Source organism: Nonomuraea sp. NPDC050227, assembly GCF_044459705.1.
Lineage (GTDB): Bacteria > Actinomycetota > Actinomycetes > Streptosporangiales > Streptosporangiaceae > Nonomuraea.
Genome location: NZ_JBITJF010000010.1, coordinates 347,158 through 374,003 on the forward strand (window position 1 = coordinate 347,158; position 26,846 = coordinate 374,003).

The window sequence follows — 26,846 nt, forward strand, 5'->3', positions numbered from 1 at the left end:
ACCGTCACCGCGCAAACGCCTCAGATCATCGCCGCCATCACCTGCTCGACGCTGCTGACCTCGGGAAACTCGATGAGGCACCACGTCGCGCCCGCGTCCTCGTACGGGCCGGGATGCACCCCCGGCGGGACGCCGACCGCGACCTCGAAGCCTTCGAGCCCGCCCCGGTGCTCGGCGACGACGGCCAGCATCTCCCGCACCCCTACCGGGGTGGCCTCCGGACAGAGACCGTCGAAGCGGGCGGCGCGGCGGAGCGGCGCCTGCCGGACCGACTGGGCGGCGACCCAGATGGGGATCCGCGGCCGCTGCACGGGCTGCGGCTGGAACGCCAGGTCGTCGACGCGGTAGTGGCGGCCCCGGTGGCGGACGGGCAGGCCGGTCCAGAGCCGGCAGATGACGTCGAGGCCCTCGTCGAGCATCTCCGCCCGGACGCGCGGGTCGCCGGTCTCGCCGAGCCTGCTCAGCTCCCCGCCGTCGTCCGCGCCGAGCCCGACGCCGAGCACCATCCGCCCGCCGCTGAGCTGGTCGAGGGCGGCGGCCTGCCTGGCCACCTCGTACGGCCTGCGCCGCGACAGCGGCGTGACCCTGGTGCCGATGCGGACGCGCTCGGTGGCGGCGGCGATCGCGGCCAGGGCGATCCAGGCGTCGCAGACGGCCAGCCCCGGGCTCAGCGGGCGCACGACGTGGTCCCACAGGAAGACGCCGTCGAACCCGGCGTCCTCGGCGCGGGCGGCCAGCTCGGCGAGCACCCGCGGATCGGCCAGTTCCCCGAACGGCGGCAGGTACAGCGCGCGGCGCATCACAGCAGGCCCTTCAGGTGCGGCCCGGTACGGCTGCGCGGGCTGGCGGCCACCTGCGCCGGCGTGCCCGCGGCCACCACCGTGCCCCCGGCCGAGCCGCCTCCCGGCCCGAGGTCGATGACGTGGTCGGCGGTCGCCACCACCCGCATGTCGTGCTCGGCGACCACGACCGTGCCGCCGCCGCCGACCAGGTCGTGCAGCCGGTCCATGAGCACGTCGGTGTCGTGCGGGTGCAGGCCGGTGGACGGCTCGTCGAGCAGGTAGATCGTGGACTCGGCGCGGCGGCCCTGCAGCTCGGCGGCGAGCTTGATGCGCTGGGCCTCGCCGCCCGACAGCTCGGTGGCGGGCTGCCCGAGCCGCAGGTACCCGAGCCCGACCTCGTGCAGCGTCTCCAGCGGGCGGCGTACCGCGGGGACGTCGCCGAAGAAGCCGGTGGCCTCGTCGACCGTCATCTCCAGGATCTGGGCGATCGTGCGGTCGCGATAGGTCACCCGCAGCGTGTCGGGGTTGTAGCGGGCGCCGCCGCAGTCGGGGCAGGGCGCGTACGTCGTGGGCAGGAACAGCAGCTCGACCGCGACGTAGCCCTCGCCCTGGCAGGTCTCGCAGCGTCCGCCGGGCACGTTGAAGGAGAACCGGGCCGGGCCGTAGCCGTGAGCACGCGCGCCGTCGGTGGCGGCGAACAGCTTGCGCACCGTGTCGAACAGGCCGGTGTAGGTGGCCAGGTTGGAGCGCGGGGTGCGGCCGATGGGCTGCTGGTTCACCCAGACCACCCGCCGCTCCCCGGCGGCCTCGGCGACGGCCGCCAGCAGGCTGCTCTTGCCAGCCCCCGACACGCCGGTGACGGCGGTGAACACGCCCAGCGGCACGTCGACGTCCACGCCCCGAAGGTTGTTGCGGGTGAGCCCGCGCAGCTCCAGCCGGCCCGTCTGCCGGTGCGCCGGCCGTTCCGGCACGACGGTGTGGAACAGGTAGCGGCGGGTCACCGACCCGGCGACCTCGCGCAGCCCGGCGACCGGCCCGCTGTACAGGACGCGCCCGCCGTCGCCGCCCGCGCCGGGGCCGACGTCCACCACCCAGTCGGCCTGGCGCACGACGTCCATGTCGTGCTCGACCAGGCAGACGGTGTTGCCGGTGTCGCGCAGGCGGCGCAGCAGGTCCGACAGCGCGGCGGAGTCGGCGGGGTGCAGGCCGGCCGAGGGCTCGTCCAGCACGTACACGACGCCGAACAGCCCGGCGCGCAGCTGGGTGGCCAGCCGGATCCGCTGCAGTTCGCCGCTGGACAGGGTCGGCGCGGGCCGGGCCACGCTCAGGTAGCCCAGCCCCAGCTCGTCCAGCACCTCGATCCGGTCGAGGATGTCGCGGGTGAGCGCCCCCGCCGGTCCTGGTTCGTCCCGGTGCGGGCGGAGCACGCCGGCCAGTTCGCCCATCGGCATCGCGGCCAGCTCGACGACGGTGCGGCCCGCGTACGTGACCGCCAGCGCCTCGGGACGCAGCCGCCGCCCGCCGCAGAGCGGGCAGGTGCGGGCGGTCATGAACCGTTCGGCGCGCAGGCGGCTCTTCTCGCTGGCCGAGGACGCGTACGCCTTGAGCACCAGCCGCCGGGCGCTGGCGTACTTGCCCTGGTAGGGGCGGTGGATCCGGCCCGCCTCGCGTACGGGATGGACGGTGACCACCGGCTCCTCGTCGGTGAACAGGATCCAGTCCCGCTGCGCCCGCGGCAGGCTGCGCCAGGGCGCGTGGATGTCGTAGCCGAGCGTCGCCAGGATGTCGCGCTGGTTCTTGCCCTGCCAGGCGCCCGGCCACGACGCGATCGCGCCCTCCGCGATGCTCAGCGACGGGTCGGGCACCAGCGACTCCTCGGTGACCTCGTGCAACACCCCTTGCCCCTGGCACTGCGGGCACGCGCCGGTGACGGTGTTGGGCGAGAACGCGTCCGAGTCCAGGCGCGGCGCGCCCGGCGGGTAGGCGCCGGCGCGGGACATCAGCATGCGCAGCGAGTTGGAGACCCGGCTCAGCGTGCCCACCGTGGACCGCGCGGACGGCGTGGACCGCCGCTGGCCGAGCGCGACCGCGGGCGGCAGGCCGGTGATGTCGTCGACGTCGGGCATCGGCAGCTGCTGCAGCAGCCGCCGCGCGTAGGGCGCGACCGACTCCAGGTAGCGGTGCTGCGACTCGGCGAAGATCGTGCCGAACGCCAGCGACGACTTGCCCGACCCGGAGACCCCCGTGAACGCCACCAGCGCGTCGCGCGGGATCGCCACGTCGACGTCCCGCAGGTTGTGCACCCGCGCGCCGCGCACCCGGATGCCGCTGACCACCTCGTCTTCCACTCTGCGCAATCTACCCATCGCCCGCCGTGCGACCGCCGGGCGGCTCCCGTGCGGCTACCGGGGCGGGATCAGGCCGCCCGCAGCGGGCGCAGCGCCGAGCCCCAGGCGAGGACCTGGTCGAGGACGGCGTTCAGCCGGTCCTCGTGGGCGGCGGCGGGCTTGAAGCCGTCGGCGAAGTCGGTGTGGATCGACAGCCCGACCTGGTTGGACACGGTGGCCACGCCGAGCAGGCCCAGCACGTGCCGCAGGTGGGCGATGGCCCGGGGCGCGCCGTCCACGCCGTAGCCGACGAATCCGGCCGCCTTGTTGGTCCACTCGGCGTACAGGAAGTCGAGGGCGTTCTTGAGCGCGCCCGGGTAGGAGTTGTTGTACTCCGGGGTCACGATCACGAACGCGTCCAGCTCGGAGACCGTGGCCGACCAGCGCCTGGTGTGCTCGTGCAAATAGTTGCCCATGGCGGGGTGCTCGGGTTCGTCCAGGTTGCCCAGGTCGTAGTCCTTCAGGTCGATGAGCCGGTAGTCGGCGTCGCCCCGCTTGGCCGCCAGATCGCGGACCCAGTGGGCCACCGCCTCACCGTTGCGGCCAGGACGGGTGCTGCCGAGGATGATGCCTACCTTGAGCATGTCCCTCTCCCTCAGTTCGGTTACGGAAACCAACCGTAGGGAGAGCGGCTGAGATACTGAATGCGCTGCTATCCACCATTTATACGCGAGCGTCTCAGCCCTTAGACTCGATCCCCATGGACGTGCTGAGCGACGTGATGGCCTTCATGCGGTGCGGGCGCCCCACCTCCTCCCGCATCTCCTGGCGGGCGCCGTGGGGGGTGGCGTTCCGCTCGGTGCCGGGGTCGGCGGGGTTCCACGTGGTGCTGCGCGGGTCGTGCTGGCTGATCCCGCCGGACGGCGAGCCCGTCCCGCTCAGCGTGGGCGACGTGGTGTTCCTGCCGCACGGCGACGACTTCGGGCTGGCCGACGATCCCGCCCGCCCGCTGGCCGAGTCCGACTGCGAGCCGCACTCGGAGCTGTTCGCGTCGGCCGGGTTCGGCGGCACGGGGGCCGAGACGGTGGTCCTGTCCTGCGGCTACCGGCTCGAACTCGACCGGACCCACCCCATCCTGGGCTCGCTGCCCGGCGTGATCCACCTGCCCGCGACGCTCGGCAGCCGTCCGGAGCTGCGGGCCGCCGTCGAGCTGCTGGCCGCCGAGATCGACGGCCCGCGGCCCGGCACCGACACCGTCGTGTCGTCCCTGCTCGACATGTTGCAGCTTTACGTCCTGCGCGCCTACTTCGAGACCCAGGGTGAGCCCTGCACGGTCTCCGGCTGGGCCGCCGCGCTGGCCGACCCCGTCGTCGGCCGGGCGCTCGACGCCATCCACCGCGACCCGGCCCGCCGCTGGACCGTCGAGTCGCTCGGCGCGCACGCGGGCATGTCCCGGGCCGGCTTCGCCCGCCGCTTCACCGGGCTGGTGGGGCAGCCGCCGCTGGCGTACCTGACGTGGTGGCGGCTGATGAGCGCGGCCCGCCTGCTGCGCGAGTCCGACGCGCCGGTGGCGCGGGTGGCCGAGCAGGTGGGGTACGGGTCGGAGTTCGCCTTCGGCAACGCCTTCAAGCGCGAGTTCGGCGTCGCCCCCGGCCGCTACCGCCGGTCGGCGGCCTGACCTTCCGGCCGCTACCGCCTGCCGGCGGCCTGATCTCCCGGCTGCTGTCCCCGGTCGGCGGCCTGACCTCGGGCCCCACGAGCCGGCGGGTCAGGGCCCCCAGCGGTCCTGGGCGTACTGGCGGCGGACGCCGGCGGACTCGCCGATCCGGGTCCAGGAGCCGCCCTCCTTGCGGGCCGCGCGCACGGCGGCGTCCAGGTGGCCCTGGGCCCGGCGCACGGCCTCGGCGGCCTGGCGGACGGCGACCAGGCTCGGCGGGTCGAGGTGGGTCTCCCACTCCGCGCGGATCGCGACGGCCACGTCGTCGGGGGCGGCGCCGGACAGCAGGCATTCGCTCAGCGCGTAGATGCGCCGGGCCGCGAAGTCGTGGCGCGTCTGGGCCACGCGTTCCCACAGCGGCCCCTGCCATCCGCAGGCGCAGTGGCCGCGCCAGCCGATCGCGGTGCGGCCGTCCACGACGTCGCCGCGGCCGTAGCCGATGCGGCCGTCGGAGCCGATCGGGTGCACCCTCGCCCCGCCGTCGGCCGGGCCGGTGGAGACCCGCCCGTCCGGGAAGACGGCGGCATCCCAGCCTTCGTGGCGTCCGTCGTCGCCCTCCCACCACTTCATGACACGCCCCCTCCAGAGATCGTCCGGATCAGCTGGCGCCTCCATGGTGGCAGGCGGCACCGGCCCTTGCGAGGGCCCGCGAATTACGGTGTCACGCTGGGGGGATATCGGCCCGGCGGCGGGGCGCCGACTGGATCGGTCCACACGCTGACCAGGTCGTGCCTTCCGCCCGGGTGCCTCGTCCGGCCAGCCTGGGTGGCGTGATCAGCGCCCTCGTCGTCATCGACGTCCAGAACTCCTTCCTGCAGCTGCCCGACTGGCGGCACGCGTCCAGGCCGGACATCGTCCCGCAGGTCAACCGCCTGGCCGCGGCCGCCAGGCAGGCCGGGGACGCGGTCGTGTGGGTGCTCGGGTCGCGGCCCGGCTCGGGCACGGTCTTCGATCCGGCCCGCGGGTACGTCCAGCTGATGGACGGCCTGGAGCCCCTTCCGGACGAGCCCGTCCTCACCAAGTCGGCGCACAACGCCTTCACCACCACCAATCTCCACCAGTTCCTCACCCGGCGCGGCGTCAGGCGGCTGACCGTCTGCGGCATCCGGACCGAGCAGTGCTGCGAGACCACCGCGCGCCTCGCCTCCGACCTGGGCTTCGAGGTCGACTTCGCCATCGACGCCACCGCCACCACGCCGCTCCCCCACCGCGACGCGCCCGGCGACGCCCCCTTCGACGAGCTCGTGCGGGATCCGCGCACGCTCGGCGTGGACGAGATCCTCGCCCGTACCGAATACGCTCTGTCGGGTCGTTTCGCCACGATCAGGACCGTGGACGAGCTCACCGGGAACTGAGGAGGCGCCGGTCATGTCCCGAGTCGTCTTCCTGCTCATCCCGCGGGTGCACCTGCTCGACGTGGCCGGGCCCGCCCAGGTGTTCTCCACCGCCGCCGACCTCGGCCGGCCGTACACCATCGACTACGTCGCCGAGGAGCGCGAGGTGGCCAGCGTGCAGGGGCTGACGCTGCACGCGCGGACCTCGTGGCCGTCACTGACGCCCGACGACCTGATCGTCGTGCCGGGCTGGCGGGGGCCGGCCCGGCCGGCGAGCGGCGAGACGTTGCGCCGGCTGCGCGAACACCACGCGTCGGGCGGCACGGTGGCCGGCGTGTGCGCGGGGGCCGACGCGCTGGGCCGGGCCGGGCTGCTCGACGGCCGCCGGTGCACGACCCACCACACCGTCCAGGACGAGCTGGCCCGCCTCTATCCGCGGGCGAGCGTCGCCAGGGACGCGCTGTACGTCGAGGACGACCGGATCGTCACCTCGGCCGGCGTGGCCGGCGGGATCGACGTGGCGCTGCACCTGGTGACCACCCGGCACGGGCCGTACGCGTCGGGGCAGGTGGCCCGCGCGATGCTCGTGCACGCCCACCGCGACGGCACGGCGGAGCAGGTCAGCCCGCTGCTGCGACGGCGTTCGCACGTGGACGAGACGGTCCACCGCATCCAGGACCTGATCGAGACCCGGTTCACCGAGCGGCTGCCGCTGAGCCTGCTGGCCGGGGCCGCGGGATGCAGCGAGCGCACGGTGACCCGGCTGTTCCGGCGGGCGACCGGGCTCACCCCGCTGGCCTACCAGACCGCGCTGCGGCTGGAGCGGGCCGAACACCTGCTCGGCCGCGGCGCCACCGCCGAGGTCGCCGCGCGCGAGGTGGGCTTCGCCGACGCCCGGATGCTCCGCCGGCTGCGCACCCGCGCGGCCGCGCCCTGACCGTCGGGCGGGTTAGAGCGAGGTGGTGCGGTAGCGGGAGCGGAACTCCGCGAGCAGCTCGTCGGTGATCTGCGCGCCCGCGGCGACGGCCGCGTGCACCTCGCGGAAGTATCCCTCGTAGCCGGCGGGCGTGTAGAGGCACAGCGCGCGCACGGTGCCGTCGCCGGCGTTCCGGAAGCCGTGCGGGGTGCCGCGCGTCGCCGCCAGCAGGTGGCCGGGGCCGACCGTCACCTCTCCCGCGCCGTCGTGCAGGGTCAGCTCGCCGTCCAGGACGTAGAAGTACTCGTCGTGGCCGTGGTGGACGTGCGGGCGCGCCCCGACGACGCCCGGGTCCAGCGTGAACTCCTCGAACGCGAACCGGTCCCCGGTGTGCTCCCCGGTCAGCCGGAAGAAGTGCCGGACCCCGGCGACGTCGATGAGCTCGCCCTCGGCGGGACGCCGGAGCAGGGGACGCGGTTCCGGGCCCTCGTTCGCGATCATGCCGGGCATTCTGCCACCCGCGGGACCGACGCCTCTCACCCCCACACGAAACCGCGAAAGGGGATAATCCGGATCATGGGAAAGACCTACGACCGGATCGACGGCCGGTTGCGCACGTTCATCGAGTCCCAGCCCATCTTCTTCACGGCGACCGCTCCCCTGGCCGGCGACGGCACGGTCAACCTCTCGCCCAAGGGTCTGAAGGGCTCGTTCGCCGTCCTGGACGACCACACCGTGGCCTACCTCGACTTCGCCGGCAGCAACGCCGAGACCATCGCCCACCTGCGCGAGAACGGCCGCGTCACGCTGATGTGGTGCGCCTTCGACGGCCCGCCGAACATCGTGCGCGTGCACGGCCACGGCGAGCCGGTCTTCCGCGACGACCCCCGCTGGGCCGGGCTGCTGCGGCACTTCCCGGACATCGACCCGGCCCCGCACGGCCTGCGCGCGATCATCGTCGTGACCGCCCGGCTGATCCGCGACACCTGCGGGTACGCCGTCCCGTTCATGACCTACGACGCCGACCGCCCGCTGCACGGCTCCCGCTTCGCCCGCGAGGACGACGAGTCGCTCGACGCGTACTTCCACAAGAAGGAGCACGTGGCGACCAGCATCGACGGCCTTCCGGGGCTGCCGCTCCCGCTGCCCCCGCTGCCCCGCGAAGCCTGACCGGACGGGCCGGCGTCACAGGACGGCGAGGGCCTTGGCGATGTTCCATTCGGCCAGGTCCAGCATCCAGCGCCGGTTGGGGAAGTCGGTGTCGGCGATGCGCAGCGGGCCCTCGATCAGGGAGAGCACCTGCGCGTACCGGTAGAGCTCCAGCCGGTCGGGGTCGAGGGCGGGCGGGCGCAGCGCCGGGTAGGCGTCCTCGAAGCGCATGCGCAGCCAGGCGTGCTCCCACTCGGCGTCGAAGTAGGTCAGGCCCTCGAAGTCGATCATGACGGGGTCGCCCGCGGGCGTGACGAGCACGTGGTCCGGCCCGAGTTCGCCGTGCACGAGCCCGTACCGTTCGCGGGGGGCGACCGCGTGGCGCAGGCCGCGAACGTGGGCGGCGATCCGCTCGTGCGCCCGGCCCATCCGGGCGTCGCGGTCGGCGACGGCGGCGAGATGGGCGAGCGCGCGGTCCAGGACGACGTCCTCGGCGGGCCGGGACGCCCGGGTCCGGCCGTCGGCCAGGTGGGCGAGCTTGCCGTAGGACGGGCCGAGGGTGGTGTGCATGCGGCGCAGGGCGTCGCCGAGCGCGGCCAGCGGCCGGGCGGCGGCGGCCGGGTCGCGTTCCATCAGGGCCTCCAGCGTCGTGGCGCCCGCGTCCTCGACCAGGGCGAGGGCGGCGCCGAGGTGGCGGCCGCCGGGGTCGAGCGCCAGCAGCCGGGGCACCCGCACGTCCGCCGCGGTCAGGGCCGCGTGGCCGGCGGCGAACAGGTCGGCTCCCGACGCGTCGGTGAAGGGGTCGTCCTCGACCGCCGGGGACGGCGGCCAGTAGTTCTCGCCCTCCGCCCAGACGTAGAGGATCACGCTGGTCGCGTCGTCCAGCCGGAGCCGGTAGACGCCCTTCTTGCTGCCGCCGGTCAGCCGGTCGAGCGCGGCCGGCCGCCGGTCGGCGCCGAACTGCTCGGCGACCAGGTCGCGCACGTCGTCGGGCCGCAGGAATGTTCGGGTCATGATCGTTTTCTATCATCCCAGGCCAGTTGAAAACAAAACTCTGAGCTGGTTTTATGAATTTAGGACGCCGGAGAGGTCCCGGCCCTCCCCGCAAGGAGCGACGATGAAGCTCACCCAGGCCGCGGCCGCCACATTCGGACTCGACGACGAGGCATGGAAGCGGCACGCCAACCCGTGGAGCGTGTGGACCCGGATGGCCGGGCTGGCGCCCATCCTGCTGCCGATCTACTTCCGCGAGGCGCTCGGCTGGTGGTCCCTGGCCCCGATCGCGGCGGGCGTGATCTGGATGTGGCTCAACCCCCACGCGTTCGCACCGGTGCACGAGCCGCGCAGCTGGGCGCTGTGGCAGATCGACCGTTTCGTGGCCATCCACGAGGAGGGCCTGCGCCGCGCCGCCGCCGCGGGTTCGTGACAACATCTGATCGGCATAACTGGTCGTGCAGGAAGGTTGTCCCCGATGCCGCCCGCGTTCACCGCAGAGGAGAAGGCCCGCATCACCGCCCTGTTGCTGGCGAACGGCGAGAAGCTGTTCACCGGCCAGGGGCTGCGCAAGACCTCCCTGGAGGAGCTGATGGCTCCCACGGGGGTGGCCAAGAGCAGCTTCTACGTCTTCTTCGACTCCAAGGAGGCGCTGTACCTGGAGCTGATGCTGCGTCAGACCGGCGAGGTGCGGCGGCGGGTCATCGACGGCGCGCTGATGAGCGCCGACGACCCGCGCGAGGCGCTGCGCCGGTTCCTGCACGCCACCGTCGAGGAGTTGTCGGTCAACCCCCTGTGGCGTCGCCTGATGACCCATCCGGAGGAGATGCAGGCGGTGGCCCGCAAGCTCGACCCCGAACGGGTCGCCGCGATGTCCGGCAGCCCGGCCGCCGCCCTCACCGAGTACGTCACCGCGCGCCGGGCCGCGGGCGAGCTGGTCGACGCCGAGCCCGCGGTCATCATCGGCGTGCTGCAGTGCGTGCTGCTGGTGCCGATGTTCGCCGAGCGGCTCGGCGACCCGGACCTGCACCCCAGGATCATCGACCTGCTCATCGACATCGTCGCCGCGGGGCTGGCCCGTCCCGGCGGCTGACCTCCCCGCAGATGGCCTCCGCGCAGACGGCCTCCCCCCAGATGGCCTCCCCGCAGATGGCCTCCCGGGGGTGGAGATAACTACAGGGGGAGTCGAGAGTCAGCCGCAATGGCGGCCGCCGCGCGATCGGCGAGGCTCCTGTGCATGGCAAACACCGCAACCACGACAATCCCCCACCTGGCCGGCGGCCGGCGAAAATACGCCTGGCTGGCGGCGGGGATCGTGCTCGGGCTGTTCGGGACGAACAGCGAATGGTCGGTCCCGCTGGCCGGATGGCTGTTCTCCATCGGCCTCATGCGCTTCACCCGCAGCTCGGGCGTCCCGGCCGGGCTCGCGGCCGTGGGCCTGTCGGCCGCCGCGACGACGGTGGTCTTCGTCGCGGCGGCGGGCGGGCTCACCGTCCCGCCGATCCTGCTCGGCTGTCTGCTGCTCAGCCTGGTCCTGAGCCTGCCGCTGCTGGCCGACCGGCTGCTCGTCCGGCGGCTCGGCCCGATCGCCGGCACGCTGGTCTTCCCGGCCGCCCGGGTGACGGCCGAGTTCCTGATCGCCACGGTCAGCCCGCTGGGCACGATCTTCGGGCCGCTGGCCGCGACGCAGTCGGCGAACCTGCCGCTGCTCCAGACGGCGTCCGTCACCGGCGTCTACGGGATCAGCTTCCTGATGGCGTGGGCCGCGCCGGTCGTCAACCTCTTGCTGGAACGCCGGGTGGCCTGGCCGTCGGTCCGGGGCGTCACGCTGACGTACGTCTCGGTGCTCGTCCCGGTGCTGCTCGGCGGCGGCCTGCGGCTGGCGGCCGGGCCGGTCGCGCCGGAGCTGGTGCGCGTCGCCGGGATCAGCGCCTCGCCGGCCGCCGAGAAGCGCATGCGGGAGATCCACGACTTCCACACCCCGCAGGTCCTGCCCGAGCAGAAGCCGACGCTGCGCAAGGCGTTCGCGGTGATCGACGACGACCTGTTCGCCCGCACCCGGACCGAGGCCGACGGCGGCGCCCGGATCGTGGCCTGGGCCGAGACCGCCGCGGTCGTGCTCGGCGAGGACTACCCCGGCTTCCTGCGCAAGGCCCAGGACCTCGCCAGGGAGAAGGGCGTCTATCTCGACATGGGGGTGGCCGTCGTCCTCGACGGGGAGCCGCGCTCCCGCGACCTGGCCGTGCTGGTGACCCCCGAGGGGCGGGTGGCGTCGGTCTTCGACAAGGCGCATCCGGTGCCCGGCATGGAGAGCCTGCGGCCGGGCGACGGGGTCGTGCCGGTGACCGGCACTCCCTACGGGAGGCTGGCCCACGTCATCTGCTTCGACGCCGACTTCCCCGCCACGCTGCGCACCCGCGCCGACGTCATGTTCGTGCCGGCCAACGACTGGAAGGGCATCGAGCGCATGCACGCGGCGAACGCGGTGTTCCGGGCCGTGGAGAACGGCTACAGCCTCGTCCGGACGGCCAGCAACGGCCTGGCGATCACCGTCGACGCCTACGGCACCCCGCTGGCCAGGGCGAACTACTTCGGCACGGTGCGGCAGAGCATGGTCGTCTCCGTCCCGACCCGCGGCGCCTGGACGCTGTACGGCCTGGTCGGCGACCTGTTCGCCGGGCTGTGCGCGGCCGCCCTGGCCGGGCTGACCGGGCTCGCCGTGCTCCGGCGGGCCGCGTACCGGGGCTGACCATGGGATTTGCGGAGGAAGGTGCGATGATGCCACGGGCGCGGAACGCGAAGACGCGGACGACGGGGAGACGAGGGGTGAAGGCGAGACTCACGACGCCGGTGCGGGCGCTGGCCATGATCGGGCTGTCGGTGGCCGGCGTGCTCGCGGCCGTCCTGGTCGTGCTCAGCGCGGTGCCGGCGGTGGCCGGCGTGGGCCGGGGGGCGTTCCGGCAGGCGGTGACGCTGCAGCGCGCGGTCGCGGACGCGGCCCGGCGGCTGGCCGGCCGGCTCGGCGTGCGCGTCGAGCGTCCCTACGGTCCGGGGACGGACGCGTCCGCGCTGCTGAAGGACCCGGCGACCTGGCGGGACGTGCTGTGGGGCGTCCTCGACCCGCTCATGGGCACGTGGGCGTCCGCGCTGGCGCTGGGCATGCCGCTGTACGGCCTGTACGGCGTCGCGGTGCAGCCGTTCGTGTGGCGGGCCAACCTGCGGGCCGGCGGCGCGAACGCCTACGGCGTCATCCACGTCACCTCGACGGCCGCCGCGCTTGCGGCGATCCCGGTCGGGCTGGCGCTGATCGCGCTCGGCCTCTACATCGGCCCCCCGCTGCTGCGCCTGCGCGCCCGGTGGGCCGGCGCGCTGCTCGGGCCGTCGCGCAGGGCCGCGCTGGAGCAGCGGGTCGAGACGCTGGTGGAGACGCGCGCCGACAGCGTCGACTCCCAGGCCGCCGAGCTGCGCAGGATCGAGCGCGACCTGCACGACGGCGCGCAGGCCCGGCTGGTCGCCCTGGGCATGGGGCTGGGCCACGCCGAGCGGCTGTTCGACGAGGACCCGGAGGCGGCCCGCGCCCTGCTGGCCACGGCCCGCGAGTCCTCCTCCAAGGCCCTGGACGAGCTGCGCGACCTGGTACGCGGCGTGCATCCGCCGGTCCTGGCCGACCGCGGCCTCGCCGACGCGATCCGGGCCCTGGCGCTGGACTGCCTGCTCGACGTCGAGGTCACCGCCGACCTGGCCGGACGGCCCGCGCCGCCGGTGGAGTCGGCCGTCTACTTCGCGGTCAACGAGCTGCTCGCCAACACCAGCAAGCACGCCGGGGCGGCGACGGTCCAGATCACGCTCGCCTACCGGCACGGGATTCTGAGCTGCGACGTCGTGGACGACGGCGGCGGCGGCGTCGATCCGGCCGACGGCACCGGGCTGCGCGGCATCCAGAGCCGGCTGGCCGTCTTCGACGGGACGATCGCCGTCGACAGCCCGCCCGGCGGGCCCACCCGGGTGCATCTGGAGGTGCCGTGCGCGATCAGGTCCGAGTAGTCGTCGCCGAGGACCTGTTCCTCATCCGGGACGCGCTGGTCCGCATGCTGACCGAGCACGGCTTCACGGTCGTGGCCGCCGTCGACAACGGGCCGTCCCTGCGCAAGGCGCTGGCCGACGAGCGGCCGGACGTGGCGGTCGTCGACGTGCGGCTGCCGCCGTCGTTCACCGACGAGGGGCTGCAGGCCGCGATCCAGGCGCGCCGCGACCGGCCCGGCTTCCCGGTGCTGGTGCTGTCGCAGTACGTGGAGCAGCTCTACGCCCGCGAGCTGCTGGCCGACGGCGCGGGGGCGGTCGGCTACCTGCTGAAGGACCGGGTGGCCAACACCGGGCAGTTCATCGACGCGGTCACCTCGGTGAGCCGGGGCGGCACGGCGATGGACGCGCAGGTCATCGCCAAGCTGCTGACCCGCGGCGACGCGCGTGGCCGCACCGGCGAGCTGAGTCCGCGCGAGCGGGAGGTGCTGAGCCTGATCGCCGCCGGGCGGTCCAACACGGCCATCGCGCACCAGCTCGTGATCTCCGCCAGCGCGGTCAACAAGCACATCTCCAGCATCTTCGGCAAGCTCCAGCTGCCCGAGTCCGAGGACGACAACCGCCGGGTCCTGGCCGTCCTGGCCTATCTCAACCGCTGACCGGGGCGCGGCGGGCGTAGTCGCCGATGGCGGGCCGCAGCAGGTCGTAGGCCTGCCGCGCGGTGCGGGCGAGGGCCGCGAAGATCTCCTCGGACTCCTCCCCCGCCAGGACCCGGCGCTGGGCCTCGTCGAACAGCAGCCGCTCCACCCCGGCGAGCGCGGCGGCCACCAGGCGGGGCGTGACGCCGCCGTCGCCGGTCTCCTCGGCCAGGACGGCGGCCAGTTTGGCCTCGGCCTGGTCGTGCAGCTGGCGCAGACGGGCCCGCAGCACGGGCGTGTCGCGTACCAACCGCTGCCAGTCGGCGCCGGCGTCGGGGATCGCGCCGTCGCGGCGGCGCAGCCGTTCGTCGTAGTCGCGGTGGGCGGCCTCCAGGGCCGACTCGCCGGGCTCGCGCCGCGACACGGCCCTGGCCAGGCCGTCGACCACCTCCTCGTGCCGGTCGAGGATGAGGTCCTCCTTCAGCGGGAAGTGGTTGGTGACGGTCATCTTGGCCACACCGGCGGCGGCCGCGACGTCGGCGATGGTGACGTCGTCGTAGCCGCGCTCCAGGAACAGGCCGGTCGCGACGTCGGAGATGAGCTGCCGGGTCTGGTGTTTCTGGCGCTCCCGCAAACCCTTGGATCGTTCGGTCACGAGTTGTGCCCTTCCGCGCGTTCATTAGGTTTGACCTAACGAATAGGTCGGACCTAGTGTTTGGAGTCGTCCTAGTCAATCGATCCTAAGGGTGTTCGATGACCGCCACCTCTGCCGCCGGGGCCGCGCGCGACCGGCTCGACCCGCACCTGCTGCGCATGGGGATCGTCCTGATCGCGGCCCCGATCCTGGCCACGATCGACGCCACCGCCGTGGGCATCGCGGCCGACGCGATGGCGGCGCACTTCCGCACGTCGCTGACCGACGTGCAGTGGGTGGCGGCCGGCTACCTGCTCGCGATCGCGGTGGTCATGCCCCTGTCGGGCTGGCTGAGCCGGCGGTTCGGGGCCAAGCGCACGTGGATGGCCGCCGTGGCGGTCTTCACCGCCGGCTCGGCCCTGTGCGGCCTGGCCTGGTCGCTGCCGGCCCTCATCGCGTTCCGGCTCGTGCAGGCGGTCGGCGGCGGGCTGATGAACCCCGTCGGCCAGGCGATCCTGGCCCAGGCGGCCGGGCCGTCCCGGATCGGCCGGGCCATGAGCGTGCTGACGATCCCCGTCATGTTCGCCCCGGTGCTCGGGCCGATCGTGGGCGGCCTGGTCGTCCAGCAGCTCGACTGGCGCTGGATCTTCTACCTCAACCTGCCCGTCTGCCTGCTCGTCCTGCCGGTGGCCGCCCGCGTCCTGGCCCGGGACGAGGACGGGGACGGGGACGGGCCCGGCGGCGCGCCCAGGCTCGACCTCCTCGGCCTGGCGCTGCTCTCCCCCGGCCTGGCGGCGGTGGTCTACGGGCTCACCATGGCGGGCGGGCGCGAGGGGGCGTGGACGCCCGCCGTGCTGGTCGGCGCGGGGCTGGCACTGGTCGCCGGCTACCTGGTGCACGCGCTGCGCACCCGCCGTCAGCCGCTGATCGACGTACGCCTGTTCGCCAAGGGCGGGTTCACCGCGGCCTGCGTGGCGCTGTTCCTGCTCGGGGCCTCGCTCTACAGCTCCATGATCCTGCTGCCGCTGTTCTTCCAGCACGACCGGCACGCCGACACGCTCTCGACGGGCCTCCTGCTCACCCCGCAGGCGCTCGGGGCCGCCGTCGGCTCGTTCGCCGCCGGGCGGCTGGCCGACCGCCACGGCCCGCGCGCCGTCGTGACGGGCGGGCTCGTGCTCTCGCTGGCCGGGCTGCTCGCCTTCACCCAGGCCCCCGCCCGTCCGGACACCTGGCTGCTGACCCTCTGCCTGGTCCTGTACGGCCTGGGCATCGGCGGCGTCTCCGCGCCCACCATGGCCGCGGCGTACGCCTCGGTCGACCGGCAGCAGACGCCGGGCGCCGCCGGCGCGCTGAACGTCGTCAACCGGCTCGGCGGCTCGCTGGGCACCGCCATCCTCACCACCGTCCTGGACAGCGGGCTGCGCCAGGGCGACGGCCCGGCGCACGCCTATGGCACCGCCTTCTGGTGGGCCTTCGGACTGTGCCTGGTCACCCTGGTTCCGGTGGCTTTCTTCCGCTCGGCGCGGCGTGATGGTCGGCCAGGCGGGTGAGCAGGTCGACCAGGCGCTCGCGGTCGGCGGGGGGCAGCGGGGCGAGGAACTCGTCCTGCGCGCGGGCCAGCAGGCGGTCGAGCTCGGCCAGCCGGCGGCGGCCCTCCGCCGTGATGGTGACGATGTTGCGGCGGCGGTCCCCCGGGTCGGGCGCGCGTTCGACGAGCGCGCGCCCGGCCAGGTCGTTGACGGTCGCCACCATGTCGCTGCGGTCGATGCCGGTACGCCGGCCGAGCGCGGCCTGGCTCGCCGGGCCGTACTCCTCCAGCGCGGCGAGCAGCGCGTAGTGGTAGCGCCGGACCTGGGCCTGGGCGAACGCCTGGTCCACGATCCGGTTGGCGGCCAGCGCCGCGTGGTTGGTCAGCCTGCTCGGCAGCGCGCGCAGCCGCTCCGGCGGCCTCCCCTCCGGGATGTTCACAGAGGCAATCTAACAAGTCGTTGGCACCACCCACGAATGTCTGTATTGTTGGCCGAACCAACGTTGGCCCGACCAACTATTGAGTGAGGTGCAACATGACCGACGTCCGGACCGGCCCGACGCACGACGTGGCGACCCTGGCCACGCTGATCCGGGGCCGCACGCTCCTGCCGGGCGACGAGGGCTTCGCGGACGCCTGCTCCGGCTGGCTCCTGACGGTCCAGCACCGGCCCGCGGTGGTCGTGGTCGCCGCCGACGCCGGCGACGTGGCCACCGCCGTCACGTACGCGGCCCGGACGGGACGCGCGGTCGCGGTGCAGTCCACCGGGCACGGCAAGTCGCTGCCCGCCGACGGAGCCGTCCTCATCGCCACCGGCGAGCTGCGCGAGCTGTCGGTGAACCCGGACGCCCGCACCGCGCGGATCGGCGCGGGCCTGCGCTGGGGCGAGGTGGTCGCCGCGGCGGCCCCCCACGGGCTCGCGCCGCTGTGCGGATCGTCGGCCGAGGTCGGGGTGATGGGCTTCCTGACCGGCGGCGGGCTCCCGCTGGCCGCCCGCACGTACGGGTTCGCCGCCGACCGCGTCCGCTCGCTGGACGTCGTCACCGCCGACGGCCGGCTGCGGACCGTCTCGCCCGGCGCGGAGCCCGACCTGTTCTGGGCGGTACGCGGCGGAAAGGGCAACTTCGGCGTCGTCGTCGCGGCCGAGATCGAGCTGCTGCCGCTGCGCACGGTCCACGGCGGCGAGCTGTACTACCCGGGCGAGGACCCCGGGCACACCGCCCACGTCCTGCGCTCCTACCTGGCCTGGGCGAAGGAGCAGCCGGAGGAGATGTCGTCCTCCGTGACGCTGGTGCGCTTCCCCGACGCGCCGCAGTTGCCGCGGGAGTTCCGCGGCCGCTCGATGGTGCAGGTCCGGACGGTGTACGCCGGGGACGAGGAGCAAGGCGCCTGGCTGGTGCGGCCGTTGCGCGCGCTCGGCCCGGAGAAGGACACCTGCGCGGCCATGCCCTACAGCCGGATCACCGAGATCTACCAGGACCCCCGTCACCCGGTCTCGGCGCACCTGCGCAGCGCGCTGCTGCACGAGCTGGACGACGACGCCGCCGCGGAGCTGGCCTCGTTCATCGACCCGGCCCGGACGCAGGGCCCGTTCCCCGGCATCCAGCTGCGCCACCTGGGCGGGGCGCTGGACCGGCCGCCCGCCCGCCCGCACGCGGCCGGCACCAGGGGCGCGGCCTTCCTGCTGTGGCTGCGGCTGCCGGCCCCGCCCGGACGGGCCGAGGCGGCACGCTCGGCCGCCGACGAGGTGCTGGACCGGCTGCGGCGCTGGGACACCGGCGCCCTGTTGCCGGGCTTCCTGTTCGACCACGACGCCACCCCGGACGCGGTCAGGCGGGCCTACTCCGAGGCGGACCACCGGCGGCTGTCCGCGCTCAAGGCCCGGTACGACCCGGACCGGCTGTTCCGCGTCAACCACAACATCGCCCCGGCCGCGTCGTGAGGCGGCGCCGGCCCGGAGGGAGCCGGGCCGGCGCCGTCCGGCCGGGTCACACCGGCCGGAAGTACCACAACTGCTGGCCCGCGTACTCGTCGCAGGTCCACTGCTGGATGTTGGCGCCGTTGTGCGTCCAGCCGTGGTCGACGTCGAGGCACTTGCCGCTCTTCTGGTTCTCCAGGAAGTAGAAGGTGTTCCACCACGCGTCGGTGTAGGCGTACTTCCAGCGCCACATCTGCTGCGGGACGTTCACGCACTCCCACTGCTTCACGTTGGCGCCGTCGAAGGTGTAGCCGTTGTCGACGTCCAGGCACTTGCCGCTGTGCTGGGCGCGCAGGAAGAACCACTCGCTCCCGGGGGCCACCCGCTGGTACTGCCAGTGCTGCTGCGGGACGTTGACGCACTCCCACTGCTTCACGTTGGCGCCGTCGAAGGTGTAGCCGTTGTCGACGTCCACGCATTTCTCCGGCGCGGGGAAGCGCCGGCGGATCTCGAACAGGTTGGACCAGGGCTCGGCGAGCGTGCGCCCGCGGGCCGCCACGGCCCCGGAGGCCGGGGCCGCCGCCGACCACAGGGGCACGGCGACCGACACGACCATGATCACGGCCAGCAGCCCCCGGCGGCCGATCCGTCGAAGATGTACGCCCTTGCGCACCGCATGCTCCTTTCCGGTGTTCCGTCCCTTGCAGGGTGCGCCGGCGGCGGTGGGAGGGCATGAGTACCGCCCTACTCAGGTGGGCGGGCTGGCCATCGAGGGGCAGAAGCGTCCATGATCGGCTCATGCTCAGCACCAGTGAGGGCGCGCCGACGAGCGCCTACGTGACCCGCCGGCCGCTGCTGGCCGGCGCCAACCCGTACGTCACCCTCTACGACGGCGACGTCCCCACCGGGTACGCCTCCCTGTGGCAGGTCGACTGGTCGACGCACGGCGCCGGCGCGGTGATGGTGGTGTGGACGCCCGCCGGGCTGCGCGTCGTGAGCGACGACCCGGAGCTCGGGACGTGGATCGAGGAGCACTTCGTCCGGCACTTCGACGAGGCCGCCGCGCTGCCGTCCTGGCCCGCCGCGCGGGTGCAGCGGGCCGCCGTGGACCTGCGTGTGGACCCCGCGACGGGCACGCACGCGACGGCGGCCGGCCTGGCGGTCAGCATCACCGGGCCGCTGGACGCCAGGCCGTTCTCGATGGCCGACTTCCCGCTGCTGGGCGTCAGCCACGGGCTGTCGATGCAGATCATCCCGTGCGAGCACGCCTCGATCACCGTGGACGGCGTCCCCGTGCCGGGCCGGCCGGCCGTCACGTGGCCCGGCGGCCGGCCCGTCTCCTCGGCCATCACCACCGTCCACGAGGCGTGGAGCAGGTGAGACCGGACGCCCGCCGCGTCCCCGCTCCGGGTGGGCGGCGGGCCAGCAGGGCGAAGCGGTGGGCGTGGGCGGTCAGCGGCCGGCCGCCCGCCATCCGGTCGTGCAGGGCGCGCAGGCGGTGGCCGTACCGGACGGCGTCGAAATCGGGGACCTGCCACGGCACCATCCGCAGGAACAGCACGAGCGCGCCGACGTCGTGGAACGTCGTCCGCACCCGCGCCCGCGCGGTCCACGTCACGGTGAGCCCGGCCTCGGCCGGCCCGGCGGCGGCACGGGCGAGGTCCCAGCCGCGGTACGCGAGCGGCGGCGCGCCCAGGGCCCTGTTGACCTCTTCGAGATCGCGGCCGCCCACCTGCTGGGTGACGAAGACCCCGTCGTCGGCCAGCACGCGGCGGACCTCGCGCGGGTCGTAGGACTCGTGCCGGTTCGCCACCACGGCGAACGCGTCGGCGGGGAACGGCAGCACGTCGCCCGCCAGGGCGGCGACGACGGTCAGCGCCAGCCAGGCCACGACGGTCGCGTTCGCCCGCAGGTGCCAGGACGCGCGGGCCCACCTCGGCGGCGGCAGGTCGATCGGCCTGCCGCTCTCTATCCGGACGTCGACCGGCATCCCGGGCACCTTCCTGTCTGCGGCCGCCGAGGGCCGGTGGATCGGGGGCCGCGCCGCTCAGGCACGCCGGGCCCCCGTCCGGTCGAGGACCTCGTACACCGGGCGCCGGGGGACGCGCGGGACCGGCGGCCCGTACCCGAGCCTGATCAGCATCTGCACGTGCCCGAACGGGCCGGGACGGTCGCCGCGGTGCTGCGGCGGGCGCAGGTCGAGCGGCTGGCTGAACATCGAGGCCGCCACGCCGTGCGCGGTGGCGGTGAGCAGGACGCGTTGCAGGGCCTGCCCGGCGCGCAGCCAGTCGTGCGGGCCGTCCCCCTGGGTGAACAGGGCGACGAGCTGCGGCTCGGCCTCGAAGTCGGCGACCTCGCCGCCGCCGAAGCCGCGCATGGGCAGTTCGCCGGAGCGCGGGCGCGGGCCGAAGGCGTGGGCGGGGACGCCGTCGGGGCCGCCTGCCGGCCGGGTCCAGCGGGCCAGCTCGGCCCGGTAGGCGGCGTCGGCCGTCAGCGTGTCGTCGGCCAGGGCGACCATGTCCAGCACCCGCCTGGCCGTCCCGCCCTTGACGAGGAGCAGCGTGGCGTCCTCGTCGTGAGCGGCGTTGACCAGGTCGAGCAGGACGTCCCTGGGCAGCGGGCGGCGCTCGAAGGGGAAGCGGTTGGTGCGCCGGTGCGGGATCATGTCGTGCAGCAGCCGCTCGTCGGGGGTGGGCGGCCCGCCGGGCGTGGCCCGTACGGTCGCCAGCAGCTCGGGCCGGCCGCCCGGGTCGGGCAGCGGCAGGACGCCGGGGTCGTGCCCGGTCATCCGGACCGCCAGCCGCAGGTTGAACAGCGCGGCCCCGCAGCTGATGCCGAGGCCGCGTCCCAGGGGGTCGGTGACGGCGAGCAGCCGGTCGAGGTCGGCGTACTGCTCCATGGTGGTGTCGTCGAGGCGGCGGAAGCGCCAGGGCTGGGTGTTGTGCACCGAGGGCGCCGCGACGGCGGCGGCGACGATCCGGCGCACGCCGGCATGTGAGGCGAAGGGTCCGTCCCAGGGGCGGGCGAGGCCGGCGCCGGTCATCGCGGGGCTCCCGGCACGACGGTTGCTGCGGGCATGTCTCCACGATGGCGCGGCCGGCGGTGCCGCCGTCAGGGACCAAAGTCCCTTTCCGCGCCTCCGATCGGCCATGATCAGGTGGCGGGCAGCGCGGCGGCCAGCAGCACGACGCCGATCGACCCCACCAGGGCGCTGACGGCCATCGTCCGGGCCAGGCGGGGGCGGGCGCGGGCGGCGGCCCAGCCGTGCAGGGCGGCGGCGGCCATGACGGCGCAGAACAGCAGGAGTTTGGCGGCCAGGACGCGGCCGTAGCCGGGTTCGGCGAGCGAGGCCCAGGTGACGCCCTTGTGCCAGGCGATGGCCACGCCGGTGGCGAGCTGGAGGGGCAGGAACAGGGCGGCGGTGAGCAGCCCGAACCGGCGGCCGACGGCGCCGAGCACCAGGGCGCGGCGCTCGTCGTCCAGCAGGCGCCGGGCCAGGGGCAGCAGGACGAGGGAGACGGCGAGCTGGCCGCCGACCCACAGCGCGGCCCCGAGTACGTGCAGGAAGCGCACCACCGCCCACCAGGTCATCGCGCGGCCGCCCGGTCGCCGGGCGCCGGCCGGCGGGGGATGCCGGTCGCGCCGAGGTGGAGCCGGGCGTAGAAGTCCTCCAGCGCGGCCAGGGTGCTGTTGATCGTGCTGGGTGCGTAGCGGCCGTGCAGCTCGCCGTGGTAGGCGTGGGCGGTGCGGACGGCCACCGTCGTGTCGGCCAGCGGCTCGCCCGCCAGCAGGCCGCGGTCGGAGGCGGCGGCGACCCAGGTCAGGTAGCGGCCGACGCGGCGCAGGTAGCTGGCCTTGCTGGAGGCGGCCAGCGGCGAGCCGGCCAGCGCGGCGGCGTAGGCGGCCAGCATCGTGTCGTAGGGCGCGGCCAGCGCGCCGGCCCTTCTCCTGTCATGCACGGGCGGCTCATACATGGGCGGCCAGTTCCTTCTGGTAGGGGAAGCTGCCTGGCTCGTAGGCGCACCACGGCTCCTCGCCGAGGACGTCCCCCGAGCAGGCGTAGGCGCGGGAGCGGGACCCGCCGCAGATCGTGCGGAACTCGCACGCGCCGCAGCGGCCGGTCAGCCGGTCGGGGTCGCGCAGCGCGGTGAACAGCGGCGAGGAACGGTAGATCCCGGTCAGGGGCCGGTCGCGCACGTTCCCGGCGGCCAGCGGGAGGAAGCCCGAGGGGTGCACGGTCCCGGTGTGGGAGACGAAGACGAACCCGCGTCCGGCGTTGACGTCGACGGGCGGGCGGCGGGTGCGCCGCTCCTCGATCAGCCCGGCCTGTTCGGCGCGTCGCCGCAGGGCGCGGTAGAGCGGGCCGAGCCGGAGCGCCTCGGCGTGGTCCACGCCCTGTCCGGCCAGAATCAGCCGTTGCACGGCGACCCGCCGGAAGTGGTGCGCCTCGGTGGTCTTGACCGGGATCGCGGTGCCGACGTCGTGCACGAAGTGCAGCACGTCCTCGGTCTCCTGCGGGGTCAGGGCCGACAGGTCGCGGCCCCGGCCGGTGGGCACGAGGAAGAACACGCTCCACAGCAGCGCGCCCTCCCGGCGTACCAGGGCGGCGATGTCCGGCAGGCTCGTCAGGTTGTGGCGGGTCACGGTGGTGTTGATCTGCACCTTGAGCCCGGCTTCGCGGGCCGCCCGCCAGGCGCGCAGGGTGCGGGTGAACACGCCGTCGTAGCCGCGGAAGGCGTCGTGGACGGGCGCGGTCGCGCCGTCGAGGCTGAGCGAGACGGCGGCGGCCCCGGCCTCGCGCAGCCGGGCGAGGTTGGCCGGGTCGAGGGCGGGGGTGGCCGACGGGGACACGGCCGGGGCCAGGCCGCGGGCGCGGGCGTGGCGGACCAGGTCGAGCAGGTCGGGCCGCTCGAACGGGTCGCCACCGGTGATCACGAACAGCGGCGGGGGCGTGCCGAAGTCCGCCACCTGGCCGATGAGCCGGTACGCCTCCTGGGTGGTCAGCTCCGCCGGGTGCCGGTCGGGCACGGCTTCGGCGCGGCAGTGCAGGCAGGCCAGCGGGCAGGCGCGGGTGACCTCCCAGATCACGATGAACGGGCCGGCGGCGACGTCGCGCCGGACGCGGCGCAGCGGCCGCCCGCCGGGTGGTGCGGTCATGCGGGTGCTCCTCGCAGGAGGTGGTCCACGACGTCGGCGGCCGAGTGGTCGTCGGGCAGGCCGTCCAGGAAGGCCAGGTCCTGGCCCAGGGTGAGCAGGGCGGGCTCGCGGTAGCCGTCGGCGCGGTGCTGGCCCAGGCCGATGGCGGCGGTCAGCCCGTTGCACAGGCACTGGCGGCCCTCGGCCTCCTCGGCGGGCCGGCCCTTGCGGACGTAGGCGTCCACGGGTTCGGCGGGGCAGCGGTAGCCGATCGCACCGCCGGGCCTGACGTACGGGGTGCGCAGGTAGCCCAGGTCGCACAGCCGGGGACGCCGGTCGAACACCTCGGGCTCCGACAGGGTGCCGGGCAGGCCCGCGACCTTGAACGGGAAGCCGGTGGGCGAGGCGCGCGGGTCGTTGCGCACCTCCAGCGCGCCCCGGCGGGCCCGGCTCAGCATGCGCCGCCGCAGGCCGTCGTCGAGGCCCGACTCCCGGCACAGCGCGAACGCCGTCCCGACCTGGATGCCGGCGGCGCCGGTGGCCCGCGCGCCGGCCGCGCCGCCGGGGGTGGCGTAGCCGCCGGCCAGCCAGAACGGCAGCCCGATCGCGGCGACCTTGGCGGTGTCGGCCTCGTCGCGCGGCCCGTAGACGGGTTCGCCGCGCTCGTCGAGCACCAGCCGGCCGCGCGGCGGCGCGCTGTGCCCGCCGGCCACCGGCGTCTCCAGGACGAACCCGTCGGGCCTGGTCACCGGCGAGCGGGCCAGGTAGGCGGCCAGCACGTGCGAGGAGACGATCGCCAGCAGCTTGGGCCGCCGCAGCGGCTCGGCGGGGGCGGCCCCGGGCCACAGCGCGGCCGGGTCGAGGCCGACCGTGTGGCGGGCGTCGCCGGCGTCGGCCACGGCGACGGTGAGCTCGGCCGGGCGGTGCGCGGCGAAGGCGTCGAGCAGCGCCGGTATCTCCGCCGGGATGCCGGCGCCCATCAGCACGTAGTCGACGCCGGCCAGCATCGCGCCGTAGGCGGCGGCGGGCGTGGCGAGCTGGATCTTCTCCAGGTAGTTGACGCCGACCGGCCCGTCGTGGCCCTGCTTGGCCAGGAAGACCTCGGCGAAGTTGGCGACCACGGCCAGCTCGTCGCGGGCCCGGCTGGGCCGCAGTCCGAGCCGGGGCACCGGCCGGTAGGGCGTGCCGGGCGCGATCCCGCCGGGCACGAACCAACGTCCGAGCACCCGTTCGGCGATCTCGGGGATGGGGAAGCCGGCCAGTGCCCGGCGCAGGTCTCCGCCGGGGTCGCCGCGCTGGAGGCGGCGGGCCAGGGCGACGTCCAGGGCGGTGCCCGACACCACGCCGAGCTGCCCGGTACGGGCGACCGCGCGCGCCAGCCGCCAGCCGGACACCGCGACGCCCATGCCGCCCTGGATCAGGACGGGGAGCCCGGCCTCAGACACGCCGCGCCCGCAGCGTGCCGGCCCAGGTGAGCACGTCGGCGTTGATCTCCCTGGCCACCTCGCGGGTGGCCAGGATGTGCACGACGTCGTCCTCGGGCAGCGTCTCGACCATGAGCGACAGGCCATCGCAGTCGCTGACGTGCGGCAGGATCTCCCGTGCCAGGGCGACGCCCCAGGCGGCCTGGTTCTCGTCGATCTCGCCCAGGCCGTCGACCGCGGCCAGGTCGGCCAGCTCGGCCAGCTCGCGGATGTTGCGGATCGTGTCGTCGTGGTCGCTGAGCAGCTTGTCCACGTAGTGCGCGCCGAGGACGGACGTCAGGCCGGGGTACATGGCCTCCTCCTCGTAGCGGAAGTGCGGCCCGACGGCCGCCGACAGCGCCGCCACCAGTTTCCCGGCCCGCGCCGCGTCGCCGGCGCCGAAGGCGTCGATCAGCGCGAGCAGCAGGTCCCTGACCTCGCGGTGCTCGGCGTGGAAGGTCTCGGTGAAGTGATGGCCGATGGACAGCACACAGTCCTCCAGCTGGATGGTTCCGGACGTCGCCGGTCGCATGGTTCCCGTCCCCTGTCACTCGTCGGCGGCGAGGGTGGCGCCGCAGGTCAGCAGGGCGGCGCCGGTGAGCGTCAGCAGCCCGCCGAGGCCGATGGCCAGGTTGCCGAGCTGCCAGGCCTGGTAGGCGTTGAGCAGGGAGGCGCGCAGCATCTGGCCGGTGAAGGCGGTCTGCCGCAGGCTCTCCAGCTCGGCGTCCGCGCCGCCCGCCGCGAACAGCTCGGCACTGACCTGCGCGTACGTCCGGCCGCCGGTGGCGATCAGCACGTTGCGGCCGATCACCTGGGCGTAGGCCCTGGCCTGCGGGCCGGTCAGGACGGCGCGGCCCTCGTGGGCGGCGAGCTCGGCGGGCAGCCCCTTGCCGGGGAAACTGATGGCCTGCCGGCGCAGCTCGTCGCGGATCTCGCCGCGCGCCTGGACGCCTCGGGCGGCCATGACGGGGCCGGCGGCCGCCATCGCGGCGCCGGCGGCGCCCAGCAGCGCTCTCGCCGCGCCTCGGACAACGCTCATCTCATCCTCCTGGTCACGTGGATCGCCGGTGGACCGGCGGGTGGGCCGGCGGGCGGGCCGCCGGGGCGGGCGGTCAGCCGGCGGCGAGCCACAGGTCGGGCCCGAAGACCTCGTAGTGCACGTCGCGGGCCGCCACGCCGGCCTTGAGCAGCGCGGCGCGCGCCTCGCGCATGAAGGGCAGCGGCCCGCACAGGTAGGCGACCGCGCCCTGCGGGATCGGCACGCCGCCGAGGTCCATCAGGCCGTCGCGGTCGGGGGCCTGGGCGCCGTGCTCGTACCAGAAGACGTGCTCGGGGGCCAGGCGGGTCATGTCCTCGCGCAGCGCGTGCCGGTCGGGCGAGCGGTCGGCGTGCAGGGCCAGGACGCGGCGGCGGGAGCCGGTGGCGGCGAGGTGGTCGAGCATGGCCACCATGGGGGTGCCGCCGATGCCGGCGCTCACCAGCACCAGCGGCGCCTCGGAGTCGTCCAGGGTGACGTCGCCGAAGGGCGCCGACAGGGTGAGCTCGTCCCCCTGGCGCACGGTGGCGTGCAGCAGGGTGGACACCTCGCCGGCGGGGTCGCCGTCCACGCGCTTGACGGTGATCCGGCGCAGGCCGTCGCCGGCGTTGGACAGCGTGTACTGGCGCAGCTGGCGCACGCCGTCGGGCATCTCGACCTGGACGCTGACGTACTGGCCGGGGCGGGCGGGCGGCGGGGGCTCCTCGCCGAGCGGGGTGAGCAGGAAGGAGGCGACGTCGGGCGTCTCCTCGCGGCGGCCGGCCACCCGCCAGCGCCGCCACGTGCGGCCCTCGACGGCGCCGGCGTCGGCGTAGAGGCGGGCCTCCATCGCGATCAGGGCGCCGGCCATCAGCCAGTACACCTCGTCCCAGGCGGCGGCGACCTGCGGGGTGACGGCCTCGCCCAGCACCTCGGCGATCGCGCCGAACAGGTACTTGTGCACGATCACGTACTGGTCGTCGGTGACGCCGACCGCGGTGTGCTTGTGCGCGATGCGCGCGAGCAGGTGGTCGGGCCGCTGGTCGGGGTGGTCCAGGAGAGTGGTGGCGAAGGCGGCGACGGAGGCGGCCAGCGCCTTGCGCTGCTCGCCGCTGGCCTGGTTGCCGCGGTTGAACAGGCCGTCCAGCAGCTCGGGCCGGTCGGCGAACATCGTCGCGTAGAACCGCTCGGTGATGGCGTCGAGCGAGGCGCCCACGACGGGCAGCGTGGCACGGACGACGGCGGCGGATTCCGCGGACAACATTGTGACCTCCAC

The 26,846-nt window shown here is 74.6% G+C and carries 30 protein-coding genes; 12 read left to right on the forward strand and 18 right to left on the reverse strand.

The genetic code is table 11. The annotated features are described in order from the left end of the window. Window positions 1-20 precede the first annotated feature (20 nt). The 3 genes from ACIBK9_RS35135 to ACIBK9_RS35145 form a co-directional block, all read right to left on the reverse strand. Window positions 21-800, reverse strand: coding sequence for an LLM class flavin-dependent oxidoreductase (locus tag ACIBK9_RS35135; protein ID WP_397162946.1), 780 nt, complete (start codon window positions 798-800; stop codon window positions 21-23). Beyond that, a complete protein-coding gene (locus tag ACIBK9_RS35140; RefSeq protein WP_397162948.1) occupies window positions 800-3,130 on the reverse strand; it encodes an ATP-binding cassette domain-containing protein in 2,331 nt (776 codons plus the stop codon). The genes ACIBK9_RS35135 and ACIBK9_RS35140 overlap by 1 nt, the downstream gene beginning before the upstream one ends. Before the next feature lie 68 nt (window positions 3,131-3,198). Further along, window positions 3,199-3,753, reverse strand: a complete 555-nt coding sequence (locus ACIBK9_RS35145; protein ID WP_397162950.1) for an NADPH-dependent FMN reductase — start codon at window positions 3,751-3,753, stop codon at window positions 3,199-3,201. 116 nt (window positions 3,754-3,869) lie between these two features. Here ACIBK9_RS35145 and ACIBK9_RS35150 point away from each other — a divergent pair, with 116 nt between their 5' ends. Next, window positions 3,870-4,787, forward strand: a complete 918-nt coding sequence (locus tag ACIBK9_RS35150) for an AraC family transcriptional regulator (protein WP_397162951.1) — start codon at window positions 3,870-3,872, stop codon at window positions 4,785-4,787. A gap of 90 nt (window positions 4,788-4,877) precedes the next feature. Here ACIBK9_RS35150 and ACIBK9_RS35155 read toward each other — a convergent pair whose 3' ends face one another. Continuing rightward, the gene (locus ACIBK9_RS35155) at window positions 4,878-5,396 is read right to left on the reverse strand and encodes a hypothetical protein (RefSeq protein ID WP_397162953.1); all 519 of its coding nucleotides are present in this window, start codon (window positions 5,394-5,396) and stop codon (window positions 4,878-4,880) included. Between the two features lie 200 nt (window positions 5,397-5,596). On the opposite strand from ACIBK9_RS35155, the gene ACIBK9_RS35160 reads away from it, so the two are divergent. Together ACIBK9_RS35160 and ACIBK9_RS35165 are read left to right on the forward strand one after the other, a co-directional pair. After that, the gene (locus ACIBK9_RS35160; protein ID WP_397162955.1) at window positions 5,597-6,181 is read left to right on the forward strand and encodes a cysteine hydrolase family protein; all 585 of its coding nucleotides are present in this window, start codon (window positions 5,597-5,599) and stop codon (window positions 6,179-6,181) included. Between the two features lie 13 nt (window positions 6,182-6,194). After that, a complete protein-coding gene (locus ACIBK9_RS35165; RefSeq protein WP_397162957.1) occupies window positions 6,195-7,097 on the forward strand; it encodes a GlxA family transcriptional regulator in 903 nt (300 codons plus the stop codon). A gap of 12 nt (window positions 7,098-7,109) precedes the next feature. Here the strand turns inward: ACIBK9_RS35165 and ACIBK9_RS35170 are convergent, their stop codons facing one another. Continuing rightward, the gene (locus ACIBK9_RS35170; RefSeq protein ID WP_358300548.1) at window positions 7,110-7,577 is read right to left on the reverse strand and encodes a cupin domain-containing protein; all 468 of its coding nucleotides are present in this window, start codon (window positions 7,575-7,577) and stop codon (window positions 7,110-7,112) included. Window positions 7,578-7,652: 75 nt separating this feature from the next. Between ACIBK9_RS35170 and ACIBK9_RS35175 the strand changes: the two genes are divergently transcribed. Continuing rightward, window positions 7,653-8,246 carry a pyridoxamine 5'-phosphate oxidase family protein gene (locus ACIBK9_RS35175; protein ID WP_364341678.1) on the forward strand — a complete coding sequence of 198 codons (594 nt, stop codon included), beginning with the start codon at window positions 7,653-7,655 and terminating at the stop codon, window positions 8,244-8,246. Window positions 8,247-8,261: 15 nt separating this feature from the next. On the opposite strand, the gene ACIBK9_RS35180 is transcribed toward ACIBK9_RS35175, so the two are convergent. Beyond that, window positions 8,262-9,239: a phosphotransferase family protein gene (locus ACIBK9_RS35180; RefSeq protein WP_397162958.1), complete on the reverse strand. Its 978-nt coding sequence runs from the start codon at window positions 9,237-9,239 to the stop codon at window positions 8,262-8,264. Window positions 9,240-9,342: 103 nt separating this feature from the next. On the opposite strand from ACIBK9_RS35180, the gene ACIBK9_RS35185 reads away from it, so the two are divergent. The 5 genes from ACIBK9_RS35185 (at window position 9,343) to ACIBK9_RS35205 (ending at window position 13,897) form a co-directional block, all read left to right on the forward strand. Further along, window positions 9,343-9,651 (forward strand): DUF6653 family protein, encoded by a 309-nt coding sequence (locus tag ACIBK9_RS35185; protein WP_397162959.1) that lies wholly within the window; start codon window positions 9,343-9,345, stop codon window positions 9,649-9,651. A gap of 45 nt (window positions 9,652-9,696) precedes the next feature. Further along, window positions 9,697-10,311, forward strand: coding sequence for a TetR/AcrR family transcriptional regulator (locus tag ACIBK9_RS35190; protein ID WP_387680773.1), 615 nt, complete (start codon window positions 9,697-9,699; stop codon window positions 10,309-10,311). Between the two features lie 144 nt (window positions 10,312-10,455). Next, complete coding sequence (locus tag ACIBK9_RS35195) at window positions 10,456-11,967, forward strand: nitrilase-related carbon-nitrogen hydrolase (RefSeq protein WP_397162961.1); 1,512 nt, start codon at window positions 10,456-10,458, stop codon at window positions 11,965-11,967. A 77-nt stretch (window positions 11,968-12,044) separates the two neighbouring features. Next, the gene (locus ACIBK9_RS35200; RefSeq protein ID WP_397162962.1) at window positions 12,045-13,262 is read left to right on the forward strand and encodes a sensor histidine kinase; all 1,218 of its coding nucleotides are present in this window, start codon (window positions 12,045-12,047) and stop codon (window positions 13,260-13,262) included. 44 nt (window positions 13,263-13,306) lie between these two features. Further along, window positions 13,307-13,897: a LuxR C-terminal-related transcriptional regulator gene (locus tag ACIBK9_RS35205; RefSeq protein WP_397163089.1), complete on the forward strand. Its 591-nt coding sequence runs from the start codon at window positions 13,307-13,309 to the stop codon at window positions 13,895-13,897. On the opposite strand, the gene ACIBK9_RS35210 is transcribed toward ACIBK9_RS35205, so the two are convergent. After that, window positions 13,887-14,531: a TetR/AcrR family transcriptional regulator gene (locus ACIBK9_RS35210; RefSeq protein ID WP_397162964.1), complete on the reverse strand. Its 645-nt coding sequence runs from the start codon at window positions 14,529-14,531 to the stop codon at window positions 13,887-13,889. The genes ACIBK9_RS35205 and ACIBK9_RS35210 overlap by 11 nt on opposite strands. A 98-nt stretch (window positions 14,532-14,629) precedes the next feature. On the opposite strand from ACIBK9_RS35210, the gene ACIBK9_RS35215 reads away from it, so the two are divergent. After that, window positions 14,630-16,060, forward strand: a complete 1,431-nt coding sequence (locus ACIBK9_RS35215; RefSeq protein WP_397162966.1) for an MDR family MFS transporter — start codon at window positions 14,630-14,632, stop codon at window positions 16,058-16,060. Here the strand turns inward: ACIBK9_RS35215 and ACIBK9_RS35220 are convergent. Beyond that, on the reverse strand, window positions 15,999-16,478 hold the full coding sequence (locus ACIBK9_RS35220; protein ID WP_397162968.1) for a MarR family winged helix-turn-helix transcriptional regulator: 480 nt from the start codon (window positions 16,476-16,478) through the stop codon (window positions 15,999-16,001). The two genes, ACIBK9_RS35215 and ACIBK9_RS35220, sit on opposite strands and share 62 nt — an antisense overlap. Window positions 16,479-16,573: 95 nt before the next feature. On the opposite strand from ACIBK9_RS35220, the gene ACIBK9_RS35225 reads away from it, so the two are divergent. Next, entirely contained in the window at window positions 16,574-17,980 is a 1,407-nt protein-coding gene (locus ACIBK9_RS35225; protein ID WP_397162970.1) for an FAD-binding oxidoreductase, read from the forward strand. Window positions 17,981-18,026: 46 nt separating this feature from the next. Here the strand turns inward: ACIBK9_RS35225 and ACIBK9_RS35230 are convergent, their stop codons facing one another. Beyond that, window positions 18,027-18,629: an RICIN domain-containing protein gene (locus tag ACIBK9_RS35230; RefSeq protein WP_397162971.1), complete on the reverse strand. Its 603-nt coding sequence runs from the start codon at window positions 18,627-18,629 to the stop codon at window positions 18,027-18,029. 125 nt (window positions 18,630-18,754) lie between these two features. Between ACIBK9_RS35230 and ACIBK9_RS35235 the strand changes: the two genes are divergently transcribed. Continuing rightward, entirely contained in the window at window positions 18,755-19,336 is a 582-nt protein-coding gene (locus ACIBK9_RS35235; protein ID WP_397162972.1) for a hypothetical protein, read from the forward strand. Here the strand turns inward: ACIBK9_RS35235 and ACIBK9_RS35240 are convergent. From ACIBK9_RS35240 to ACIBK9_RS35280, 9 genes are all read right to left on the reverse strand, one after another. Further along, window positions 19,305-19,946 (reverse strand): class I SAM-dependent methyltransferase, encoded by a 642-nt coding sequence (locus tag ACIBK9_RS35240; protein WP_397162973.1) that lies wholly within the window; start codon window positions 19,944-19,946, stop codon window positions 19,305-19,307. The two genes, ACIBK9_RS35235 and ACIBK9_RS35240, sit on opposite strands and share 32 nt — an antisense overlap. Window positions 19,947-20,003: 57 nt before the next feature. Next, window positions 20,004-20,999, reverse strand: a complete 996-nt coding sequence (locus ACIBK9_RS35245; protein ID WP_397162975.1) for an Acg family FMN-binding oxidoreductase — start codon at window positions 20,997-20,999, stop codon at window positions 20,004-20,006. A 110-nt stretch (window positions 21,000-21,109) separates the two neighbouring features. Next, on the reverse strand, window positions 21,110-21,547 hold the full coding sequence (locus tag ACIBK9_RS35250) for a hypothetical protein (protein WP_358300499.1): 438 nt from the start codon (window positions 21,545-21,547) through the stop codon (window positions 21,110-21,112). After that, complete coding sequence (locus tag ACIBK9_RS35255; RefSeq protein WP_397162976.1) at window positions 21,544-21,915, reverse strand: hypothetical protein; 372 nt, start codon at window positions 21,913-21,915, stop codon at window positions 21,544-21,546. Before ACIBK9_RS35255 ends, ACIBK9_RS35250 begins: the two co-directional genes overlap by 4 nt. A gap of 7 nt (window positions 21,916-21,922) precedes the next feature. Beyond that, window positions 21,923-23,113, reverse strand: a complete 1,191-nt coding sequence (locus tag ACIBK9_RS35260) for a TIGR04053 family radical SAM/SPASM domain-containing protein (RefSeq protein WP_397162977.1) — start codon at window positions 23,111-23,113, stop codon at window positions 21,923-21,925. Beyond that, window positions 23,110-24,537 carry a nitronate monooxygenase gene (locus ACIBK9_RS35265; protein ID WP_397162978.1) on the reverse strand — a complete coding sequence of 476 codons (1,428 nt, stop codon included), beginning with the start codon at window positions 24,535-24,537 and terminating at the stop codon, window positions 23,110-23,112. Before ACIBK9_RS35265 ends, ACIBK9_RS35260 begins: the two co-directional genes overlap by 4 nt. After that, window positions 24,530-25,087 carry a hemerythrin domain-containing protein gene (locus ACIBK9_RS35270; RefSeq protein WP_358300487.1) on the reverse strand — a complete coding sequence of 186 codons (558 nt, stop codon included), beginning with the start codon at window positions 25,085-25,087 and terminating at the stop codon, window positions 24,530-24,532. The genes ACIBK9_RS35265 and ACIBK9_RS35270 overlap by 8 nt, the downstream gene beginning before the upstream one ends. Before the next feature lie 15 nt (window positions 25,088-25,102). Further along, entirely contained in the window at window positions 25,103-25,594 is a 492-nt protein-coding gene (locus ACIBK9_RS35275; protein ID WP_397162980.1) for a hypothetical protein, read from the reverse strand. 73 nt (window positions 25,595-25,667) lie between these two features. Continuing rightward, a complete protein-coding gene (locus tag ACIBK9_RS35280) occupies window positions 25,668-26,834 on the reverse strand; it encodes a globin domain-containing protein (protein WP_358300482.1) in 1,167 nt (388 codons plus the stop codon). Window positions 26,835-26,846 lie beyond the last annotated feature (12 nt).